General features: G+C 69.7%; 17 protein-coding genes. 8 read left to right on the top strand and 9 right to left on the bottom strand.

Annotation, left to right across the window (positions count from 1 at the left end):
• Positions 1 to 155 precede the first annotated feature (155 nt).
• Positions 156 to 1493 carry an MATE family efflux transporter gene (locus ACFV20_RS04800; protein WP_385652358.1) on the bottom strand — a complete coding sequence of 446 codons (1338 nt, stop codon included), beginning with the start codon at positions 1491 to 1493 and terminating at the stop codon, positions 156 to 158.
• Positions 1494 to 1953: 460 nt separating this feature from the next.
• Here ACFV20_RS04800 and dnaB point away from each other — a divergent pair, with 460 nt between their 5' ends.
• Both dnaB and ACFV20_RS04790 read left to right on the top strand, forming a co-directional pair.
• Positions 1954 to 3435, top strand: coding sequence for a replicative DNA helicase (dnaB, locus tag ACFV20_RS04795; RefSeq protein WP_385652356.1), 1482 nt, complete (start codon positions 1954 to 1956; stop codon positions 3433 to 3435).
• Positions 3436 to 3509: 74 nt separating this feature from the next.
• Positions 3510 to 4895 carry a serine hydrolase domain-containing protein gene (locus ACFV20_RS04790; RefSeq protein WP_385652354.1) on the top strand — a complete coding sequence of 462 codons (1386 nt, stop codon included), beginning with the start codon at positions 3510 to 3512 and terminating at the stop codon, positions 4893 to 4895.
• 57 nt (positions 4896 to 4952) lie between these two features.
• Here the strand turns inward: ACFV20_RS04790 and ACFV20_RS04785 are convergent, their stop codons facing one another.
• Together ACFV20_RS04785 and ACFV20_RS04780 are read right to left on the bottom strand one after the other, a co-directional pair.
• The gene (locus ACFV20_RS04785; protein WP_385652351.1) at positions 4953 to 5405 is read right to left on the bottom strand and encodes a GNAT family N-acetyltransferase; all 453 of its coding nucleotides are present in this window, start codon (positions 5403 to 5405) and stop codon (positions 4953 to 4955) included.
• 60 nt (positions 5406 to 5465) lie between these two features.
• Positions 5466 to 5930 (bottom strand): MarR family winged helix-turn-helix transcriptional regulator, encoded by a 465-nt coding sequence (locus tag ACFV20_RS04780; RefSeq protein ID WP_385652348.1) that lies wholly within the window; start codon positions 5928 to 5930, stop codon positions 5466 to 5468.
• 141 nt (positions 5931 to 6071) lie between these two features.
• Between ACFV20_RS04780 and ACFV20_RS04775 the strand changes: the two genes are divergently transcribed.
• Together ACFV20_RS04775 and ACFV20_RS04770 are read left to right on the top strand one after the other, a co-directional pair.
• On the top strand, positions 6072 to 7280 hold the full coding sequence (locus tag ACFV20_RS04775; protein ID WP_385652346.1) for an MFS transporter: 1209 nt from the start codon (positions 6072 to 6074) through the stop codon (positions 7278 to 7280).
• 67 nt (positions 7281 to 7347) lie between these two features.
• Entirely contained in the window at positions 7348 to 7770 is a 423-nt protein-coding gene (locus ACFV20_RS04770; protein WP_385652344.1) for a heme-binding protein, read from the top strand.
• A 67-nt stretch (positions 7771 to 7837) separates the two neighbouring features.
• Here ACFV20_RS04770 and ACFV20_RS04765 read toward each other — a convergent pair whose 3' ends face one another.
• Positions 7838 to 8701: a GNAT family N-acetyltransferase gene (locus tag ACFV20_RS04765; protein ID WP_385652342.1), complete on the bottom strand. Its 864-nt coding sequence runs from the start codon at positions 8699 to 8701 to the stop codon at positions 7838 to 7840.
• 570 nt (positions 8702 to 9271) lie between these two features.
• Here ACFV20_RS04765 and ACFV20_RS04760 point away from each other — a divergent pair.
• Positions 9272 to 10747: a globin domain-containing protein gene (locus ACFV20_RS04760; RefSeq protein WP_385652340.1), complete on the top strand. Its 1476-nt coding sequence runs from the start codon at positions 9272 to 9274 to the stop codon at positions 10745 to 10747.
• Positions 10748 to 10756: 9 nt separating this feature from the next.
• Here the strand turns inward: ACFV20_RS04760 and ACFV20_RS04755 are convergent, their stop codons facing one another.
• The 5 genes from ACFV20_RS04755 to ACFV20_RS04735 form a co-directional block, all read right to left on the bottom strand.
• Positions 10757 to 11239: an NUDIX domain-containing protein gene (locus ACFV20_RS04755; RefSeq protein ID WP_385652338.1), complete on the bottom strand. Its 483-nt coding sequence runs from the start codon at positions 11237 to 11239 to the stop codon at positions 10757 to 10759.
• Positions 11240 to 11371: 132 nt separating this feature from the next.
• On the bottom strand, positions 11372 to 12277 hold the full coding sequence (locus tag ACFV20_RS04750; protein WP_385652337.1) for a LysR family transcriptional regulator: 906 nt from the start codon (positions 12275 to 12277) through the stop codon (positions 11372 to 11374).
• A gap of 199 nt (positions 12278 to 12476) precedes the next feature.
• Entirely contained in the window at positions 12477 to 13778 is a 1302-nt protein-coding gene (locus tag ACFV20_RS04745) for a cystathionine gamma-lyase (protein ID WP_385652334.1), read from the bottom strand.
• Complete coding sequence (locus tag ACFV20_RS04740; protein ID WP_385652331.1) at positions 13775 to 14266, bottom strand: low molecular weight protein-tyrosine-phosphatase; 492 nt, start codon at positions 14264 to 14266, stop codon at positions 13775 to 13777. Before ACFV20_RS04740 ends, ACFV20_RS04745 begins: the two co-directional genes overlap by 4 nt.
• Before the next feature lie 6 nt (positions 14267 to 14272).
• On the bottom strand, positions 14273 to 14650 hold the full coding sequence (locus tag ACFV20_RS04735; RefSeq protein ID WP_385652330.1) for a phage holin family protein: 378 nt from the start codon (positions 14648 to 14650) through the stop codon (positions 14273 to 14275).
• Between the two features lie 60 nt (positions 14651 to 14710).
• On the opposite strand from ACFV20_RS04735, the gene ACFV20_RS04730 reads away from it, so the two are divergent.
• The 3 genes from ACFV20_RS04730 (at position 14711) to ACFV20_RS04720 (ending at position 16459) form a co-directional block, all read left to right on the top strand.
• Positions 14711 to 15028, top strand: a complete 318-nt coding sequence (locus ACFV20_RS04730; RefSeq protein ID WP_385652327.1) for a cupin domain-containing protein — start codon at positions 14711 to 14713, stop codon at positions 15026 to 15028.
• Positions 15029 to 15191: 163 nt separating this feature from the next.
• Positions 15192 to 15404, top strand: a complete 213-nt coding sequence (locus tag ACFV20_RS04725; protein WP_020271174.1) for a DUF5326 family protein — start codon at positions 15192 to 15194, stop codon at positions 15402 to 15404.
• A 329-nt stretch (positions 15405 to 15733) separates the two neighbouring features.
• Complete coding sequence (locus ACFV20_RS04720; protein WP_385652323.1) at positions 15734 to 16459, top strand: IclR family transcriptional regulator; 726 nt, start codon at positions 15734 to 15736, stop codon at positions 16457 to 16459.
• The last annotated feature ends 4 nt before the right edge of the window (positions 16460 to 16463 follow it).

Raw genomic sequence — 16463 nt, 5'->3', positions numbered from 1 at the left:
CCGCACCCCCCAGGGGTGCGGCCCTTTCGTGTCTGCTGGGCAGGCCAGCTGAGCGGCGCCATGTTTCACGTGAAACACCGCGTCTGTGGAGTATCCGTGTTTCACGTGAAACACAGAGCGTTCCACGTGAAACAGACAGCGGTCCGCGCGAACGGTCAGCGGGTCGCGCCCGTGACGATCCAGCGGCCCGATCGGGTGCGGAGCCACAGGGTCAGCATGCGAACGGTCATCATCAGTGTGATCGTGGCCCAGAGCGCGGTCAGGCCACCGCCCAGTACCGGGACCAGAAGCGCGGCCGGTGTGAACACCGCCAGGGTGAGCAGCATGGCCCAGGCGAGATACGGGCCGTCGCCGGCGCCCATCAGTACGCCGTCCAGGACGAAGACGATGCCGGAGATCGGCTGGGAGAGAGCGACGATGACCAGGGCGGGCAGCGCCACGTCCTTCACGGCGGGGTCGCTGGTGAACAACGGCAGGAACGCCGGTCGGGTGAGAACCACCAGAGCGCCGAGGACGACGCCCACGGCGATTCCCCACTCCACCATGCGGCGGCACGCGTCCCGGGCGCCCTGGGTGTCACCGGCTCCGAGGTAACGCCCGATGATGGCCTGCCCCGCGATGGCGATGGCGTCGAGAGCGAACGCCAGCAGGCTCCACAGCGAGAGGATGATCTGGTGCGCGGCGATGTCGGCATCCCCGAGACGGGCGGCGACCGCGGTGGCGATCATCAGGATGGCCCGCAATGAGAGGGTGCGCACCAGCAGGGGCACACCGGCTTGAGCGGAAGCCTTGATCCCGGCGGCGTCCGGGCGCAGTGAGGCCCCATGCTTGCGTGCTCCTCGCAGAACCACCACGAGATAGGCCGCGGCCATGCCGCACTGGGCGATGACGGTGCCCCACGCGGAACCGGCGATCCCGAGATCGGCGCCGTAGACCAGGCCGGCGTTGAGGGCGCCGTTGGCGACGAAGCCGGCGATGGCGACGTAGAGCGGGGTGCGGGTGTCCTGCAGTCCGCGCAGGACACCTGTCGCGGCCAGGACGACGAGCATGGCGGGTATGCCGAGCGCGGAAATGCGCAGGTACGTGACCGCGTAGGGAGTCGCCGCGTCCGAGGCGCCGAAAAGGTCCACGAGGTGAGGGGCTGTCGGCAACGCCACCGCGACGACGGCGGCGCCGAGGAGCAGGGCCAGCCAGATGCCGTCCATGCCCTGCCGAATGGCGGCTTGGAGGTCACCCGCGCCGACGCGGCGGGCCACGGCGGCTGTCGTGGCGTAGGCGAGGAAGACAAAAACACTCACGGCAGTCATCAGCAGGGCGGAGGCGATGCCGAGACCGGCGAGTTGGGCCGTGCCCAGATGGCCCACGATGGCGGTGTCCGCCATGAGGAAGAGAGGCTCGGCGACCAGGGCGCCGAAGGCCGGCACAGCCAACGCGATGATCTCTCGGTCGTGCTGTCTCCGGCCGGTGGGACGGCGCGCGGGGGCCTGTGTCATGTGCACCAATCTAATCGTCCACAGGTAAGAGATGCAAAGGTTTCGTGACCCTTACTTTGCGTCCTGGCGTGCGCACTGTTGTGCACGGCGCGAGGTGATCTTGCGCCGGTCGGGAAAGTTTTTCTTCTGCACAGCCGGTGGACGATGAAGATGCAGGTCAGAGCTCCTTCATTGCCGATGGGGGTCGCTTGTTCACAGGCCTGTCCACCGGGTCGTGCACAGGTTTCGCGCAGTTCTCCACAGCATCTGGGCCGTCGTCCACATGGCCTGTGGATAACCAGATTGGCTGACGGTGCCGACAGGCCTACGGTGGTCCGGCGCCCGCTCCGTCCGCCGGTTTTCAGAACGCCACAAAACCGGCGCGTGCCAACCGGAGTTGGGCCTCTTATTTGTCAGTGCCGTGCCGTAGAAAAGAGGGGCACGGCTAGGTCTGCTTCGGCGGACGGGAGGAGGTGGCTCGGTGAGCATTTCCGAGCCCTTGGACGACCCGTGGGCCGACAGCGGTCCCAGTGATCGTCTGCCCGCCTCCCGTCGGCGGGACGACGGAGGCCGGGGCCGCGACGAACAGCACGAGCGCGGCAGGGACAACGGCGCGTGGGACGGCGGATCGGCCCCGTCGTTCGAGCGGGTGCCGCCGCAGGACATCGACGCCGAGCAGTCCGTCCTCGGTGGCATGCTCCTCTCCAAGGACGCCATCGCCGACGTCGTCGAGATCATCAAGGGTCACGACTTCTACAAGCCGGCCCACGAGACGATCTTCCAGGCCGTCCTCGACGTCTACGCCAAGGGCGAGCCGGCCGACCCGATCACGATCGCGGCCGAGCTCACCAAGCGCGGCGAGATCAACAAGGTCGGCGGCGCCTCCTACCTGCACACCCTCGTCCAGACGGTGCCGACGGCCGCCAACGCGGCCTACTACGCGGAGATCGTGCACGAGCGGGCCGTGCTGCGCCGCCTGGTCGAGGCCGGGACCCGCATCACGCAGATGGGATACGCGGCCGACGACGACGTCGACGAGATCGTCAACCGCGCCCAGGCAGAGGTCTACGCGGTCACCGAGCAGCGCACCAGCGAGGACTACCTCCCGCTCGGCGACATCATGGAGGGCGCGCTCGACGAGATCGAGGCGATCGGTTCGCGCAGCGGCGAGATGACCGGTGTGCCCACCGGGTTCACCGACTTCGACTCGCTCACCAACGGTCTGCACCCGGGCCAGATGATCGTCATCGCGGCCCGTCCCGCCATGGGCAAGTCCACCCTGGCCCTCGACTTCGCCCGGGCCGCTTCGATCAAGCACAACCTGCCGAGCGTCATCTTCTCCCTGGAAATGGGGCGCAACGAGATCGCGATGCGTCTGCTGTCCGCGGAGGCCCGCGTCGCCCTGCACCACATGCGTTCCGGCACCATGACGGACGAGGACTGGACGCGTCTGGCGCGCCGGATGCCCGAGGTCTCCTCCGCGCCTCTGTACATCGACGACTCCCCGAACCTGTCGATGATGGAGATCCGCGCCAAGTGCCGTCGGCTGAAGCAGCGCAACGACATCAGACTCGTGATTATCGACTATCTGCAGCTGATGCAGTCCGGGGGATCCAAGCGCGCCGAGAGCCGCCAGCAGGAGGTCTCGGACATGTCCCGTAACCTCAAGCTCCTGGCCAAGGAGCTGGAAGTCCCGGTGATCGCGCTCTCCCAGCTCAACCGTGGCCCCGAGCAGCGCACGGACAAGAAGCCGATGGTGTCCGACCTGCGTGAGTCGGGCTCCATCGAGCAGGACGCCGACATGGTGATCCTTCTGCACCGCGAGGACGCGTACGAGAAGGAGTCGCCCCGTGCGGGCGAGGCGGACATCATCGTGGGCAAGCACCGAAACGGCCCGACGGCGACGATCACCGTCGCCTTCCAGGGGCACTACTCGCGGTTCGTGGACATGGCACAGACCTGATCCGCCCGGGCCCTCAAAAGCCCTGACCCCGAATGTGCTCGACTCGGGGACACCAGGCCGGGTGGACTGGGCCCATGACGACATTTCAGGGAGAGCTGCTTCCCGGCACACGTCGTGCTCTGCTGCACCGGATCGCGGTCGCGCAGGCCGAGGGGCGGACGCCGTCGCTCGTCGCAGCCGTCGTACGTGACGGCACGACGGTGTGGACGGGCGCACGGACCTCGGTGGAAGGGCATGCGCCGGACGAGAACGTGCAGTACCGGATCGGTTCGATCACCAAGACCTTCACGGCGGTCCTCGTGCTGCGGCTGCGGGACGAGGGAGCACTCGCTCTGGAGGACCCACTCGAGAAGCACCTGCCGGGCACCGGCGTGGGGGAGGCCACCATTGCCGAACTCCTCGCGCACACAGGAGGGCTGCCGGCCGAGACGCCGGGGCCGTGGTGGGAGCGAAGCCCCGGCGCCCTGCGGCCCGAACTCGCCGACGTCCTGGGCGACCGGCCCCTGCTGACTCCGCCAGGGCGGCGATTCCACTACTCCAATCCGGGCTACGCCCTGCTCGGCGCTCTCATCGAGAAGCTCCGCGGGGCGTCCTGGGAGGAGGTCCTTCGGCGCGAAGTGCTCGAACCTCTGGAGTTGCATCGCACGAGCGTGCGCCCTGTGACGCCGCACGCGGGGGGCTGGGCCGTGCATCCCTGGGCTGACGTGCTGCTTCCCGAGCCCGCCGAGGATCTGGGGCGTATGGCTCCGGCCGGTCAACTGTGGTCGACGGGAGGTGACATGGCGCGGTTCGCTGCCTTCCTGCTCAACGGCGACGAGCGGGTGCTGAGCGCGGAGTGGCTGCGGGAGATGAGGACACCGGCCGCGGCCCATGAGGCGGCGGACGTCGCGAGCGGTTACGCCTACTGCCTCGGCATGGAGATCCGGCGCCGGAACGGACGCTCCCTGGTCGGCCACACCGGCTCGCTGCCAGGCTTCCTGGCGTGCCTCATGATCAGCGTGGAGGACGACGTGGCGGCGATCGCCCTGGCCAACTCCACGTCAGGACCACTGCTGTTCCCTGTCACGGCCGATCTGGTCCGGATCGTCGCCGAGGCTGAGCCGCGTATCCCCGCTCCGTGGAAGCCGCTGCGTGAGGCCGACCCGTCGCTGCTGGAGCTGACGGGACCGTGGTACTGGGGGACGCACGCCTTCGCCCTGCGCCTGACGGCCGACGGACTCGTCTCGCTGGGGCCGCTGACCGGCGCGGGCCGTCGTTCGCGATTCCGCCCGAACGGTGACGGCACCTGGACGGGACTGGAGGGCTACTACGCCGGCGAGCTCCTGCGGCCCGTACGGCGGCCCGACGGGGGCGTGAGTCACCTGGATCTCGGTTCGTTCGTGTTCACGCGTGAGCCGTACGACGAGGGCGCTCCTGTGCCGGGTGGTGTCGACCGGGAGGGGTGGCGGGGCATCGGTTAGACGGATGACATGCGTGGGCGCCCTGTTTCACGTGAAACAGGGCGCCCACGCATGCGGTCACAACGAGAGCTTGAAGCCCGTGTGGGAAGCCGTGAACCCGAGCCGCTCGTAGAAGCGGTGGGCATCGGTGCGGGTCTTGTCGGAGGTCAGCTGGACCAACTGGCACCCCAGGTCCCTGGATTCCTCGATCGCCCACTCGATGAGCCGGGTTCCCAGGCCGCTGCCGCGCTCGTCCGCATGGATGCGCACGCCTTCGATGATCGACCTGGTCGCCCCGCGCCGGGAAAGGCCGGGGATGATCGTGAGCTGGAGCGTGCCGACGACCTTGCCCTCCCGGACCGCCACGACCAGACGCTGGTTCGGGTCGGCGCTGAGCCGCTCCAGCGCGGTCAGGTACGGGGTGAGGTCGTCCGGTGACTCGCGCTGCGCGCCCAGTGGGTCGTCAGCGAGCATGGCGACGATCGCGGGGACATCGTCGGCGACGGCTGCGCGTATTTCAAGATCTCCCATGGATGTACCTTACGCAGCTTCGGTGCGCCGGTTCGGTCGTCCCGGACGGGATCGGGGGCCCTATGCGGGCACCGCAGCCTTCAGCGTCTCCACGGCTCGGACCAGGGGTGCCAGCTCCGGGTTCTTCGCTGCTTCGTCGAGGGCTTCGCGCAGGGCGGCGTCGTTGGTCGGGCGGGCGGCTTCCAGCAATTCGAGGCCCGCCGCGGTGACGTTCGTGTAGATGCCCCGGCGGTCGGTGGGGCACAGGTAACGCTCCAGGAGGCCCCGGTCCTCCAGGCGGGTGACCAGGCGTGTGGTGGCGCTCTGGCTGAGGACGACCGCGTCGGCGACCTGCTTCATCTGCAGATGTCCCCCGTCGCCGTCGTGCTGCCGGCTGAGCACATCCAGCAGGGAGTACTCGCGCGCGCTGAGGTCGTGCCCGGCCTGCAGGGCGCGCTCGATGTGAGCCTCGATCCTCCCGTGCAGCAGGGAGAGGGCGCACCAGCTCTGGGCGAGAGCGGTGAGCGCGGGGTCCGTCGCTGTCATTGGCGTTTCCTCCGTCCCGGAGCGGCTGACACCCAGGATAGAGCAACCTCGCAATAGACGGCGGTTGCGCATAGCCCGCGTCTGCAACTATTGTGAACGCACGCAAAGCGCTCCTGCAATCGTTTGGGAAGGTACCCCTCCATGCCTCTCGCGCTTCTGGCCCTCGCGATCGGGGCCTTCGGGATCGGAACGACGGAATTCGTGATCATGGGCCTGCTGCCCGAGGTCGCGGGTGACTACGGGGTCTCCATCCCCACGGCCGGCTACCTGGTGACCGGCTACGCGCTCGGCGTCATGTTCGGCGCCCCGCTGATGACCGTGCTCGGCACCAGGGTCTCCCGCAAGCGGATGCTGATGCTGCTGATGGGGTTGTTCATCGCGGGCAACCTGCTCTCGGCGCTCGCCCCCGCCTTCTCCGTCATGCTGACCGGCCGGATCATCGCCTCACTGGCTCACGGTGCCTTCTTCGGCATCGGCTCGGTCGTCGCGGCGGACCTCGTCGCTCCGGACAAGAAGGCCGGAGCCATCGCGATGATGTTCACCGGTCTGACCGTCGCCAACGTCGTCGGTGTCCCGCTGGGCACGCTCGTCGGACAGTCCATCGGCTGGCGGGTCACCTTCGGCATCGTCGCCGCCCTCGGCGTCGTCGGCCTGGCCGGCATCGCCCGGCTCGTCCCCGACATGCCGAAGGCCGAGGGCGTACGTCTGCGGCACGAGCTGGCCGCCTTCAAGAACGTGCAGGTCCTGCTCGCGATGGCGATGACCGTGCTGGGCTTCGGCGGTGTCTTCGCGGCCATCACCTACATCGCGCCGATGATGACCCATGTCGCGGGCTTCGCCGACGGGTCCGTCACCTGGCTGCTGGTCCTCTTCGGCCTGGGCATGGTCGGCGGCAACCTCGTCGGCGGCAGGTTCGCCGACCGCGCCCTGATGCCCATGCTGTACGTCTCTCTGGGCGCTCTGGCCGTCGTCCTGGCCCTGTTCACCGTCACCGCCCACGACAAGCTGCTCTCGGCGATCACCGTCGCGCTGATCGGTGCCCTGGGCTTCGCCACCGTGCCGCCGCTGCAGAAGCGCGTTCTCGACCAGGCACACGGTGCCCCGACCCTGGCCTCAGCCGTCAACATCGGCGCCTTCAACCTCGGCAACGCGCTCTCCGCCTGGCTGGGCGGCCTGGTGATCGCGGCGGGCCTCGGCTACACCGCCCCCAACTGGGTCGGCGCCGCCCTGGCCGCCGGTGCCCTGGTCCTGGCCTTCGTGTCGGCCGCCCTGGAGCGCCGCGCCGGGGGCCCCAGCGCCGTCATCACCGGCTCCGCTCCAGCCGAGCAGCGCGCCGCCGTCCACCACTGAGCAACCGGATCACCCCCACCGGCCTCACGGCCCGGAACGACCGTCCTTCTTCCAGGAGAACCCCTTCATGAGCACCACCACCGCAGTCGCCCCCCTCACCACCCAGGACGCCGACGCCCTCGTGGCCGCCGCCCATCGTGCCGCCGAGTCGGCGGGCGTCACCGTCAGCGTCACCGTCCTTGACGCAGGCGGCCATCTGCTCGCTTTCCGGCGCGACGACCGTGCCGTGCTGATCTCCGGCGAGACCAGCACCCGCAAGGCCTACACGGCCCTCCAGTTGAACGCGCCCACCGCCGACCTGGTGGACGCGGTGCAGCCCGGAGGCCTCTTCCACACGCTGCCGACCGCACTCGACCGGCCGCTGCTGTTCATCGCCGGCGGCGTGCCGGTACACCGCGACGGGCGCCTGATCGGCGCGATCGGCGTCGGCGGCGGTGCCCCCGAGCAGGATCACGGCTTCGCCACGACCGCCGTGGAGGCCCTCGCCTGACCCGGCCCCTTCAGCGAGACGACGCCGGCCCTCTTCATGGGGGCCGGCGTCGTCGTGTCGAAGCCGGTCAGCCCGCCGCGACCGTGACCGGCGCGAACCGCCGGCTCCAGTCCCCGGGCAACTCCGTGATCCCGTACGTCATCACCGCGTTGAAGGCGACGGATTCCAGACCGCGCTGCTTCACCCACGCCAGGAGTTCTTCGTGCCGCACGTCGATGTCGGTGCGCAGCGGGCGGTCGGTGCGAGCGGCAAGGGACGTGAGGAGAGCCTGGGCCACCGAGGTGTCGCGTGCGATGAGCGGGCCGACGACGTGGGTGTCCATGTTGGGCCAGGCGGCCGCGTACCCGATGATCCGTCCGCCCTCCTCCGCCACCCGCAACTGGTCGGCGAAGGCCGGCAGTCGGGTGACGATGTGCGTGCGGTCGCTTCCGAAGACCTGCTCGTCGAGACGGAGGATGGCCGTGAGGTCCTCGGCGGTCGCAGCGCGGGTGGCGATCTTCGGCTCAGGCCCGCCGGGAGTGAAGTGCCCGCACACCATTTCGGCCCGTCCGGTGACCTTGAAGCCGAGCTCCTCGTAGAGGGGGCGGCCGTACGGCGTCGCATGCAGTGTGAGGGGCGTGGTGCCCATGTCCGAGACGACATGACGCATCAGCCGGCGTCCCACGCCCTGCCGTGCGTGCCGTCGGGCGACCAGCACCATGCCGATCGCGGCGAGGGCAGGGTCCTGCGGTCCGTACTCGGTGACAACGCAGGCGCTCACCAGACCACCGTCGGGGTCGTCGATGCCGTAACCCTTTCCGGCCGCGAGCAGGAAGCTCCACTTGTGCTCCTCCCGTGGCCACCCCCGGTCCTCGGACAAGTCGGCGCAGGCGGCGTGATCGTGCAGTGTCAGACGGCGGATGGGCCATGAGGCAAGGGAAGGAGTCGGCACGCAGGTCAGGCTGTCCGACAAGAGCCCCTGACGTCCACTTGTTTCAGCGGAGACGTACGAGCTTTTGGCCAGTTGTCACCGCTCGCACAGCCCACAGACCCACGCCGGATGTTTCACGTGAAACAGGTAAGAAGGCCGGGCGTTCGGCCGAGGCGCTGAACACGGCTGTCCCGCACCCCTGTTGACGGCCTCGGCGATTCGCGTCGTGCCCGCATTCGTGACGAGAGGAGGGGGGACTTGTGTGCACGGCGGTGGCCGGTAGGGTCGAGTCCGGTTCGCATCCGGGACGGGACGCCTCGTCCCGTTCGGGGCAGTGCAGGGCAATGCAGCCTAACGGGACGGAGAGATCGAAGACCCGTGTTTCCGGGTATACGCCGGAGGCGGCCACGCGGGTGGGAAGCTCGATGAGGGTCACTGCGGCCAATGTCACACTCTCGCCTTACTTGTCCGTACGGAGCCGGGTTACGGGTTGAATGTGGCCGCATTGGCCGAGACAGGAGGGGAACGCAGACCGTCCACGGGGGAAGCAGGCACGTTCCGACTCCGGGAAGTGCGCAGACCGACCGAAAGATGCTCGAGGCGAGGCACACCATGGACGCTCCGACCACCACGTCGGCCGACAACGGCACTTCTGGCGGCGGGGGCGATTGGTTCACACCCCGCAGCACCCCGAGCACCGGTGGGCCCGACCCGGCGCGCGAAGCCCCCGACGCGATACCCACCCCCGCCACTCCGCCCGCGCCACACACGCAGCCCCCGGCCGCGGACCCCACGGCTGCCCCGACACCGGGCCCCGCACCGACGACGCTCACCCCGACGCCCTTCACGTCCATGGCTCCGCCCGGGGCCGCCGCCGGACAACCGGCTCCCACCCAGGAGCACGCCCCGGAGCCACCGTCGGCGGAGGCCACCCCCGGCCCGGCCGGGACGGGCTCCCCGGACGCCCTCCTCATCCGCCGCACCATGGCCGAGGTCACGCCGGTCGCCGACAAGGTCACGTCGTACTTCTACGCCCTGCTCTTCGTGCGCCACCCCGACCTGCGCTCGCTGTTCCCGGCCGCGATGGACACTCAGCGGGACCGATTGCTCAGAGCGCTGCTCACGGCCGCCGAGCACATCGACAACAGGGATGTCCTCGTCGACTACCTGCAAAAGCTCGGCAGGGGCCACCGCAAGTACGGGACGCGGCCCGAGCACTATCCGGCCGTCGGTGAGTGCCTCATCGGCGCGCTGAGCAGGTACGCGGCCGGAATGTGGAACCCGGAGACCGAGGCGGCCTGGGTCCGGACCTACACCACGATCTCCCAGATCATGATCGACGCAGCGGCCGCGGACGAGCTGCGTGCACCGGCCTGGTGGTACGCCGAGATCGTCACGCACGACCTGAGAACGCCGGACGTAGCCGTCGTGACCGTCCGCCCCGACCAGCCCTATCCCTTCCTCGCCGGGCAGTACACGAGCGTGGAGACGCCCTGGTGGCCCCGCATCTGGCGCCACTACTCCTTCGCCTCGGCGCCGCGGTCCGACGGGCTGCTGTCGTTTCACGTCAAGGCCGTCCCGGCCGGCTGGGTCTCCAACGCCCTGGTGCACCGCGCCCGCCCCGGCGACATCATCCGGCTCGGGCCACCCGCGGGGTCGATGACCGTCGACCACACCACCGACAGCGGCCTGCTCTGCCTGGGCGGCGGCACCGGCATCGCGCCCATCAAAGCCCTGGTCGAGGACGTCGCCGAGCATGGGGACCGCCGGTCGGTCGAGGTCTTCTACGGTGCCCGCACCGATCACGACCTGTACGACATCGACACCATGCTCCGGCTCCAGCAGACCCACCCGTGGCTCTCGGTCCGCGCGATCATCGACCAGCAGGCGCACGTACAGCTGCCGGACGCCATCCGCACCTACGGGCCCTGGGACGAGTTCGACGCCTACCTCTCGGGCCCGCCCGGGATGATCCGCAGCGGTGTGCACGTCCTGAGAGACGTCGGTGTCCCGTCGGAGCGCATACGCCACGACTCCGTCGAGGAACTGGTCGCGGCCGGAAGCTGATCCGGCGTCTCAGCCCAGGTCGGACGCGTGCATGGCGAGAACACCCTCGATGTTGCCGTCCAGGTAGTGCCGCAACGACAGCGGCACGAGATGGACCGACGCGATCCCGACCCGGGTGAAGGGCACGCGCACGATCTCGTACTCGCCGATCGGCTCGTCCACCTCCGGGCCGTGGCGCAGGGAGGGGTCCATCGACTCCAGGCGGCAGACGAAGAAGTGCTGCACCTTCACACCGGTCGCGCCGCCGTCCTCGCCGATGTGCTCCATGGTGTCCACGAAGCAGGGCACCACATCGGTGATCTTCGCTCCGAGTTCCTCGTACACCTCGCGGTGCAAGGCGTCGACGACGGTCGGGTCACTGGGCTCGACCCCGCCGCCGGGCGTGAGCCAGTAGGGATCCACACCCGGCTTGGTGCGCTTGATCAGGATCAGGTCGGCACCGTCCAGGAGAACTGCGCGGGCGGTGCGCTTGACCACGGGTCGGACGGTCATGAGTGAAATGTGGCCCGGCTGGTTCCACGTGAAACATCGCGAAACGTCACCGGACGAGCTCCCAGAGTGAGGCAGGTTCCTGAGCGCCTGGCACCCACCTCGGGCAACCCGGCACGCGACCCCCCGGGCGCCTCAGCACCAGTCGGCCGACGACCGCAGCAACCAGTCGTGGGCTCGCGCGATATGGGGCATGGCGAGGGTCCCGGTCCGGACCACCAGGAAGTACGTGCGCAGCGGCGGCACCGGCGGCTCATGCAGGGCGACGACGTCACCCCGCTGCAGCGCCGGCGCGCACAGATAGCGGGGCAGCACCGCGAGGCCGGCGCCCGCGGCCGCGCAGGCCAGGACCGCGCGCAGGTCGGGGACGATCACGGTGCCCTGGGCGGCCGGCTGAGCGTCGAAGACGGTGGCCCAGTAGCGGGAGACGAAGGGCAGCGACTCGTGCACCTCCACCACCGGCACCTTCTCGAGAGCCGGTTCCGGTGCGTGGCCCGGCTGCCCGGTGCCGAGCTGGTCCGACCAGCGCGGGGCGGCGACCAGGACATGCTCCTCGTCGCAGAGCGCAGTCGCCGTGAGCAGCGGCCCGCGCGGCTGGGCCGTGCTGATGGCCAGATCATGATGCCCGGCGGACAACCCGTCCAGCGTTTCCTCGGCAGTCCCGAACGAGGCGCGCAAGGCAAAGCCCTGCCCGTCCTCGCGGGTCAGCTCCGTGAGGGCGGGCAGGGCTCGTTCGGCGGTGAACTCCGGCGGACCTGCGAGGTGCAGCGTCCGTAAGGACGAGCCGTCGTCGAGGCCGGTCTCGGTGATCTCCACCAGGGCGTCGAGATGGGGGGCGGCCTTGTGGGCGAGCTCGTCACCGATGCTCGTCGGGGTCACGCCACGGGCCTGCCGAAGGAACAGGGGGCGGCCCAGCTGCCGTTCCAGCGTCCGTATCTGAGAGGTGACGGCGGGCTGGGACAGGCCGAGCAGAGCGGCGGCGCGTGTGAAGGAGCCGGCCCGGTGCACGGTCACGAAGGTCCGCAGCAAGGCCAGATCCACCGCGCACACTCCCCTCTCCGGCCACTGCTCCCCGGCCGCCGACCCTGCCCAACTATAAATATGTCGATAGGTCTCTGTCGCTACTGTGATTGGACACTGACAGAGAGTCAACTAGCCTTGGTCGCGCGGTTCTTGCGCGCGGAACCGGAGGACGGTCCGAGCCACGAGGGGGGAGGCTCGGACCGTCCGCGGGGGTTGTTCAGACGGCCGACACGTCCAGCGCACGCAGCACGTCCGCCACCAGGTCCTCGGGGTCCTCGGCGCCCACCGACAGGCGGACGAAGCCCTCCGGCACCGCGTCCCCGCCCCAGCGGCCACGCCGTTCGGCCGTGGACCGCACCCCGCCGAAGCTCGTCGCGTCGTCCACGAGGCGCAGGGAGTCGAGGAAGCGGTCGGCACGCGCGCGCGTGGGCAACGTGAACGACACGACACACCCGAAGCGCCGCATCTGCCGTGCGGCGATCTCGTGGGCGGGGTCGTCGGTCAGTCCCGGGTAGCGCAGCCCCGCCACCTCGGGCCGCTCCCGCAGCGCCTTCGCGACCGCCAGGGCCGTCGCGTTCTGCCGGTCGACGCGCATCTGGAGGGTCGCGAGCGAACGGTGCGCGAGCCAGGCCTCCATGGGCCCGGGAATCGCACCGACGATCTTGCGCCAGCGGCGCACGGCGGCCATGGCCTCGGCGTCCCGTCCGGCCACATATCCCAGGAGGACGTCGCCGTGGCCGGTGAGCTGCTTGGTGCCGCTGGCCACCGCGAAATCGGCGCCGAGTTCCAGCGGGCGCTGGCCGAGCGGTGTCGCCAGGGTGTTGTCGACGGCCACCAGAGCCCCACGCGCGTGTGCCGCCTCGGCGAGCCGCCTGATGTCGCACACGTCGAGCCCGGGATTCGACGGGGACTCGATCCACAGCAGCCTCGCCCCGTCGAGCACGTCGAGCTGGGCGTCCCGGCCGGTCGGCGCCGTGCGCACCTCGATGCCGTACGCCTCCAGCTGGGCGCGGACCAGCGGCAGCGCCTGGTAACCGTCGTCCGGCAGGACGCACACGTCACCGGTGCGCAGCTGGGAGAAGAGCACCGCCGAGATCGCCGCCATGCCCGAGGCGAAGACGAGTGTCTCGGCGTCGTCCCGGTCCGGTGCCTCCAGCTCTCCGATGGCCTGTTCCAGCAGCGTCCAAGTCGGGTTCTCGTCCCGGCCGTACGTATAGGGGCCGGTCGGGTCGCCCGGGAGATGGAAGTGGGCGGCGAACACGGGACCGGGCAGCGTGGGCTCGTGCTTGACCGGCTCCGGCAGCCCGGCCCGCACGGCGCGTGTGCCGTCACCGACACCCGCGACCGCCCGACCCGCAGCGCCCGTCACCGCACCGGAGGCCGCCGCCCCGCCACCCGTCACCGCACCCTGGGCCGCCGCCTCGCCGCCCGCGGCACCCTTCACCTGGTCCGCGTCGGCCGTCGCCCGGGCCGGGCCGCCCGTCGAACCGCCCGCGTCACCCGTCGCGGAATCACTCATGCCGCCTGTCCCTCCACGTCCTCGCGCACTGCGGCGAGCAGACCTGCGCTCGCCGCCTCCACCATCTCAAGGCACTCCTCGAAACCGTCCATCCCCCCGTAGTAGGGGTCCGGTACGTCGAGGTCGTCGCCGGCGGCGGGATCGTAGGAGCGCAGCAGCCGCACCTTTTCGGCGTCCTGCTCCGTGGGAGCGAGGCGGCGCAGCGCCCCGAGATGACCGGAGTCGAGGGCGATCACGAGGTCGAGGCGGGAGAACCAGGACGGCTGGAACTGCCGGGCCGTGTGGCCGCCCGGGTATCCGTTGTCCTCCAGAACGGCCACGGTGCGCGGGTCGGCGCCGTCGCCCTCGTGCCAGCCGCCCGTGCCGGCGCTGTCGACCTCCACCAGCTCGTCGAGACCGGCCTCCGCCACCCGCGCGCGGAAGACGATCTCGGCCATCGGCGAGCGGCAGATGTTGCCCGTGCAGACGAAGCAGACCCGGTACGTCATGGCCGCTCAGTCCCCGTCGGGAAGGATGACGTGCAGCGCCCAGGAGACGACCGAGATGATCAGGCCGCCGACGACGGCCGTCCAGAAGCCCTCGACGTGGAAGCTCAAGTCGAGCGTGTCCGCCAGCCACGACGTGAGCAGCAGCATCAACGCGTTGACGACCAGCGTGAACAGGCCGAGGGTCAGTATCAGCAGCGGCAGGCTCAGGAGCTTGACCACCGGCTTGACCAGGAAGTTCACCAGGCCGAAGAGCAGCGCCACGATGATCAGGGTGGCGAACTCCTTGCCGGTGCTGTCACCGGTCAGGGTGATCTTGTCGAGCAGCCACACGGCGACCGCCAGGGCGCCCGCGTTGGCGATCGTCTTGACTAGGAAATTCATCATGTGTCTGATCGTGGCAGACCTGATCGGACACGGGCACGAGAGGCAGGGGCGGACAAGGCGATGAAGGCATTCCGGCTGGATGAACTGGAGGCGGAGCGCGCCGCCAACGACGGCGCCTACCTGCAGTTTCTACGGGAGCGGAACATGTCGGCCGGCCTGTACGCCCTCGACGCGGGCGAGCAGGATCCACAGAAGCCGCACGATCAGGACGAGGTCTACTTCGTTGTGAGCGGCCGGGCCTCGATCACCGTCGGCCTGGAGACGACCCAGGTGGGACGCGGCAGCGTGGTCTACGTGCCGGCGGGCGTCGCTCACAAGTTCCACCACATCACCGAGGACCTGCGGGTGATGGTGGTCTTCTCTCCGCCCGAGGGGTGACCGAGCGCCTCGGGGTTCCCTAGGGGTTCGGTCAGGGGACGACAAGGGATGCGGAGCGCCCGTTCGCCCCCTCCCGCACCTAGCATCGAGTGCAGGACATCAAGGACCGGCAGGACCGACAGAACCCGGCACTCGAACGGGCGGAGAGGTAAGGACGAGGGCGATGCGAGAGATCTTCACGGGACTGCCGTGGTGGGTGAAGTGGATCGCGGTGCCGGTCATCGCCCTGGTCGTGTTCGGCGGGCTGATCGCCAGCGTGGTCGGCTTCGTCATCGGACTGCTCTTCAAGGTGCTGGTCTTCGTGGCCCTGGTCGGCGGACTGATCTACGTCGTACGCAAGTTCACGTCGAGCTCCTCGTCGCGCAGCGACTGGTGAGACCGGTGGGAAACCGGTGGGGGTAACGGGAAACTCCGGCCATCACCGGTTCCCTCGGGCGAGGGAAGTTTCCCGGCGGGGCGGTCTGCACGCGGTGGCAGGCGAATAGAGTCCGGAACTCGACGCGGGGACCTCCCCGCGAGCGGCATTCGCCCCCACCCGTGTTCCCCCGCACGGTGTGCCCCCTCGCGTTTCGGGAGAGCCCCTTGGTCCCGGCTGACACCGCACCCGTTCACCTCCACACCGTCCCCGCGCAACCCCGCTCGGCGACGGCCTCCGGGCCGCCGCCACCGTCGGCACCACCTCCGCCGCCGACCCTCATCGGATCGGTGCAGCGCGCCATGCGCCTGCTGGAGACCGTCGCCGCGCACGAGTACGGTGCCCCGGCCAAGCAACTGGCCCGTGAGACCGGGCTGGCGCTGCCCACGACGTACCACCTGCTGCGCACCCTCGTGCACGAGGGCTATCTGCGCCGGGACAAAGGCCTGTTCTTCCTCGGTGAGGCGGCCGAGCGGCTGAGCAGCAGCGGGGCGCGGCAGAAACGTCGCAGCACGATCGTCGACGCGCTCGCGCACTGTCGGGACGCCCTGGGCGTTCCCGTGTACTACGCGGTCTACCGCGAGGGCGAGATCGAGGTCATGTGCGTCTCCGACACCCCCGTCAACCCGGCGGTCGAGGAGTGGGCCGACTTCCGGGAGACCGGCCACGCGCACGCCATCGGGCAGTGCCTGCTGTCCCAGCTGGACGAGGACGCCCGCCGTGACCACCTCGACCGCTATCCGGTGCAGCCCCTCACGCCCTACACGGTGCGCGACAACCACAGTCTGCTCAGACGCCTGGAGCGGATCCGGCGCATGGAGCCGGTGACCGAACGCCAGGAGTACGCCCTGGGCGCGGTCTGCGCCGCGATTCCCCTCACGCTCGGCAGCACGGCCGCGACGATGGCCATTTCACTCCCCGCACACCAGGCCGACCGGCTGCTGCCCGCGGCCCGGCAACTGCAGGTCGAGATCGGGCGCGTGCTCGGCTCGCTCGCACTCTCTATCAGTATGTGAAAAC

The sequence above is a fragment of the Streptomyces sp. NPDC059696 genome (genome assembly GCF_042733745.1).
Taxonomy (GTDB): domain Bacteria; phylum Actinomycetota; class Actinomycetes; order Streptomycetales; family Streptomycetaceae; genus Streptomyces.
The sequence above is the reverse complement of the archived record's forward strand: the minus strand, read 5'-3'. Positions and strand labels throughout refer to the sequence as shown.

Excerpts from the sequence above, each read along its gene's own strand:
- ACFV20_RS04735 (WP_385652330.1), bottom strand. The coding sequence starts at position 14,650 with ATGATGAATTTCCTAGTCAAGACGATCGCCAACGCGGGCGCCCTGGCG.
- ACFV20_RS04770 (WP_385652344.1), top strand. The coding sequence starts at position 7,348 with ATGAGCACCACCACCGCAGTCGCCCCCCTCACCACCCAGGACGCCGAC.
- ACFV20_RS04755 (WP_385652338.1), bottom strand. The coding sequence starts at position 11,239 with ATGACCGTCCGACCCGTGGTCAAGCGCACCGCCCGCGCAGTTCTCCTG.
- ACFV20_RS04790 (WP_385652354.1), top strand. The coding sequence starts at position 3,510 with ATGACGACATTTCAGGGAGAGCTGCTTCCCGGCACACGTCGTGCTCTG.
- ACFV20_RS04730 (WP_385652327.1), top strand. The coding sequence starts at position 14,711 with ATGAAGGCATTCCGGCTGGATGAACTGGAGGCGGAGCGCGCCGCCAAC.
- ACFV20_RS04740 (WP_385652331.1), bottom strand. The coding sequence starts at position 14,266 with ATGACGTACCGGGTCTGCTTCGTCTGCACGGGCAACATCTGCCGCTCG.
- ACFV20_RS04745 (WP_385652334.1), bottom strand. The coding sequence starts at position 13,778 with ATGAGTGATTCCGCGACGGGTGACGCGGGCGGTTCGACGGGCGGCCCG.
- ACFV20_RS04775 (WP_385652346.1), top strand. The coding sequence starts at position 6,072 with ATGCCTCTCGCGCTTCTGGCCCTCGCGATCGGGGCCTTCGGGATCGGA.
- ACFV20_RS04780 (WP_385652348.1), bottom strand. The coding sequence starts at position 5,930 with ATGACAGCGACGGACCCCGCGCTCACCGCTCTCGCCCAGAGCTGGTGC.
- ACFV20_RS04725 (WP_020271174.1), top strand. The coding sequence starts at position 15,192 with ATGCGAGAGATCTTCACGGGACTGCCGTGGTGGGTGAAGTGGATCGCG.
- ACFV20_RS04760 (WP_385652340.1), top strand. The coding sequence starts at position 9,272 with ATGCTCGAGGCGAGGCACACCATGGACGCTCCGACCACCACGTCGGCC.
- ACFV20_RS04800 (WP_385652358.1), bottom strand. The coding sequence starts at position 1,493 with ATGACACAGGCCCCCGCGCGCCGTCCCACCGGCCGGAGACAGCACGAC.
- ACFV20_RS04785 (WP_385652351.1), bottom strand. The coding sequence starts at position 5,405 with ATGGGAGATCTTGAAATACGCGCAGCCGTCGCCGACGATGTCCCCGCG.